We start from the raw sequence: 3,623 nt of genomic DNA, 5'->3' as shown, positions 1-3,623 counted from the left end.
GACCGGATCACCACGCTGGTGCCCGATTACATCGAGCCGTCGCTGGATTACACCGCCACCACCGCCGATCCATGGGAGGATGCCCGCGCCATCGCCCGCTTCGGCGAGCCGCGCCCGCGCGAGCTGTCGCTGCCTTGGGTCCAGCATCATGGGCAGGCGCGGGCGCTTTCCAAGATCGCCGCCGCGCGCGAGAACCCCCGCATCACCGCCAGCATGGCGCTGCGCTTCTGGGGCCTGCGGCTCTTGGGCGAGGAGCGGGTGCTGCTGCACCGCCCCGACCGGGGGCTGGAGATGGTGGCGGGCCGGATCACCGGCCTGTCGCTGGACCTTGCGGCCCCGGACGGGGTGGTGAAGATCGAGCTGGAGAGCGACGAGGCCGCGACCTATGGCTGGGCGGCCTCCGAGGAGGGCGCGATGCCGGCCGCGCCCGAACGCTCGGTGAATGGCCGCCAGCCGATCCCGGCGCCGGTGATCGAGGAGATCACGCTCAACGCGGCCGGCGACACGCTCTATCTCTCGGGCCTCATCCCGCCCGTCGAGGGGCAGCTGGTCGGCGTGCAGTTCCGCCTCTCTCCGGACGGGCCCTGGTCCAATGCCGAAGTCAACCAGGACAATGCCTATTTCCGCACGCCGGACCTGGCCGATGGACGCGCCTATGACCTGCGCGCGCGGCGGTTCCTCTCGGGGCTGTCGGCGCTGAACTGGCAGCAGGGCCGCGATGTCACCCGGTTCAGTCCCTGGACCGAGGTCACCGGCATCGGGGTCATCGCCGATGAGACGCCCCCGGACCCGCCCGAGCTGGTCGCCGCCACCATAAGCGGCAACCGCCTGGAGATCACCTTCCGGCCCGATCTTGGCGCCAACTACAGGCAGACCGGGATCTGGCGCGGCACCGGCAGCTTCACTGACGCCAGCTTCATCCGCTGGTGTTACGACCTCGCCTCGAGCGTCGAGGCCTCCGTCGCGCTTGGCGACACCCCGCAACGATACTGGCTGCGCTCGGGCAACGGCTCGGGCGTGAGCTCCGCCCCCGTCGATATCGGCACCTATTGAGGATCCCCCCATGGCAATGAATTTGACGCGGCCCGTCGGGACCGTGGTGAGCGACAATGCGCCCGTCGGCAAGGGACCGATGCGCGACCTGCTGAACGATCTCGTCGCAGCGATCGAGGACAAGGCCGAGATCCAGGACAGCGGCAAGCTGTTCTTCGATCGCGCCTCGGCGGTGTCGGCAGGGCAAGGGAAGCTGGTCCCGGCCATCGGGCGGATCTTCACCGTCGAGGGCGACGACCTGGTCCTGCGCGGCCAGGGGCAGACCGGCGACGACCCGCTCTTTGCCACACAGCCGCGATGGGGCGTGGTCGACCGCTACCCGGCCCGCTCGCTCCTCGATGCGCTGGCCGCCGATCTGGCCACCCGCCGCATCGCCAGCACCGCCAACAGCAGCTTCGCGGGCACCATCTTTCCGACAGGCACCACCACGGTGATCCATCGCGGCCCCGCGCAGGTGGCGATCTGGCTGCGCCTGGAGGGCGGGGCACCGAACCCCGCCTTGCCGATCCATCAGCAGGACAAGGCCGGCCAATGGTGGGAGCGCGCCTGGCAGAGCAGCGACACGCGCGGCGCGGTCGCCTCGGGCGCCCTGATGCCGCTGGCGGGGATCGGCGGCACGGGCGATGCCTGGACGGCCGAACTGGGCCCGGCCTTCACCGCCATGGGCATCACCGCGCTTTCCGCCGACGGGACGGTCGAATACATCCCGGCGCTGCCCAACATGGCCGACAATCCCACCGGCACCATCGGCGGGGTCGGCTTTGCCATCCGCAATGCCGATGGCGGGACCTGGCCGGCGCGGGGCTTTGCCCCGGGGCGCCCCTATACCCTGCGCCGGCGGGGCAGCCAGCTGCGGGTGATCGGCGACGTCGCTCAGCCCGATCTCGCCGCCGCGCGGCTGGCCCGCATCACCGGGGATGCGCAGATGGGCTCGGTGATGCTGGAGGGGATCGCCGGCACGGGCGATGCGATCACCGCCGCGATGCCCGGCACGCTCTCGGCCATCGGCATCGCGGCCGCCAATATCCGCGAGGTGATCTTCACCGTGCCCGCCGCCAACACCACCGGCACGCCCACCCTGAACATCGACGGCCAGGGCGCCGTGCCGATCCGCGACCATCGCGACGGCCCGCTGCCTGCCGGCGCGCTGGTGCCGGGCCCGCTCTACCGCGCCGTCAAGGTGACCGGGCGCTGGCGGATCGTCACATCGGAGGTCGATCGCGCCTTTGTCGCGGGCGCCCTCTCGGAGCTGCGATCGGCCCCCGAGGATATCGGCGGCGGGCGGGTGATCATCGAGGCGGGCGGCATGAAGGTGCTGGTCGCCGAGGAGGACGGGCTGGACTTCGTGCCCTCGCGCAAGCTGAAGGAGAAGATGGGCGGGACCGGCGGTCCGCCCCCGGCCTTCGACGTGGCGCAAGGCTTCGAGGGCGATGCCCTCATCCTCGATGCCGCCGACCAGCTGGTCATCGGCATCCGGCCCGACGGGCTGGACATGACGCCGTCGGGGCGCATGGTCGCCCGGCTGATGGAGACCGGCCGCTTTGCCGGGGTCGCCCCGGGCGCGATGCTGGCGGGGACCGATGCCACGGGCCGGGCGGTCTTTGCCCACGGGGCGCTCGGCCCGCGGGCCGGGCTCTACCGGGTGGGCAATGCCGGCGTCCCCGAGGTGGCCGCGACCCGATCGATCCTGGTGCTGCATTACGGCCAGTCGAATGCCGGGACCGTCGGCCAACCCTCGGGCGTGGCCGACCGCTGGCCCGCCCATGTCGTGGTCCCCAATGACGGCCGGTGGCAATACGGGCCGAACAACAACAACGAGCAGCCGGTCAATCTGACCGGGCTGACCGGCTTTCGCCCCACCGATCTTCCGGCCAGCGGCAAGGCCTCGATCGCGGTCCCCGCGGCGATGGTGGTCGCCGCGCGCCTGTCCGAGCCGGTCCGGATGATCGTGCGGGCCGAGGGGCGGCCCTCGCGGGCCATGGTCGCCGCCAATGGCATCCTCTACGCGGCGGATGGCACGACGCTCTCGCAGAACTTCCTGAACCTCGTGGCCACGGCGCTGAAAATCCTGGCGGTGGCCGCGGATGACGGCGCGCCGGTCGACCGGATCTATGTCCCCTTCACCCACCAAGAGAACGACAAGGACACCCCGGCCGCCACCTATGCCGCGCATCTGAACGCGCTGATCGACGCCTTCGCCGCCCGCATCCGCGTGGTCCATCCCGGCATGGCCATCACCTGGATGCTGGACGAGCTGGCCGGCTGGTCGGATCTCGGCAATGCCTTCCCGGTCCGCAATGCCCTGGGATCGGTCGCCGATGCCCGCCCGGGCGAGGTGGTCCATGTCGGCCCGCGCTATCCCTATGCGCTGCTCGACGGGGTCCACATGCATGGCGAGGGGCAGCTGCGCTTCGGCGCGCTGCTGGGCGAGGCCATCGCCGCGACCGAGCTGGGCCAGGGCTGGCAGGCGCCGCGCCTGTCGGGCGTGTCGCGGTCCGGTCGGGTCATCGTCCTCGACTGGACCTCGGCCCTGCCGCTGGTCTTCGACGACTTCGCCTTTCCCACCCATG

At 71.3% G+C, this 3,623-nt stretch carries 1 protein-coding gene and 1 pseudogene; both read left to right on the top strand.

Features of this window, described 5'->3' with window-relative positions; genetic code table 11:
• Positions 1-1,053: pseudogene (locus DKT70_RS18130) on the top strand (hypothetical protein); the annotation flags it as partial.
• A 10-nt stretch (positions 1,054-1,063) separates the two neighbouring features.
• A partial coding sequence (locus DKT70_RS17495) for a hypothetical protein (protein WP_199559648.1) occupies positions 1,064-3,623 on the top strand: 2,560 nt, incomplete at its 3' end.

The sequence above is a fragment of the Paracoccus sediminilitoris genome (assembly GCF_003259195.1).
Lineage (GTDB): Bacteria > Pseudomonadota > Alphaproteobacteria > Rhodobacterales > Rhodobacteraceae > Paracoccus > Paracoccus sediminilitoris.
Note: the sequence above shows the minus strand (reverse complement) of the source record. Positions and strands in the feature narration are given on the sequence as shown.